General features: G+C 82.0%; 1 pseudogene. It reads left to right on the top strand.

Going from position 1 to position 294, the window contains the following annotated elements:
* Window positions 1-222: pseudogene (locus tag ACFWU6_RS33180) on the top strand (hypothetical protein); the annotation flags it as partial.
* Between the last annotated feature and the right edge of the window lie 72 nt (window positions 223-294).

Below are 294 nucleotides of genomic sequence, written 5' to 3' on the forward strand. Positions count from 1 at the left end.
CGCGCCCCTCCCACCGCCCCGGAGACCGCCGGGCCCGGCTCCAAGCCGCCCGCGGCGACGAAGGGCACCACCGGCCGGCAGCAGACCCCGCGCACCACCCCCCGGCAGTCCGCCCCGCAGAAGCCGCCGGCCTCCTCCGCGGGGAGCGGCAGCGGGGGCGCCACCGGCGGCGGGGACGCTCCGAGCAGGAAGCCCGGCCTGGTCGGAGGCCTCCTCGGCTGACGGCGGCCGTACCGAAGGACCGGGGGCCCGGCACGCGACGCGCGTGCCGGGCCCCGGTGCGCGATCCGTGTG

Origin of the sequence: Streptomyces sp. NPDC058674, assembly GCF_042716505.1 — a bacterium.
GTDB lineage: Bacteria > Actinomycetota > Actinomycetes > Streptomycetales > Streptomycetaceae > Streptomyces.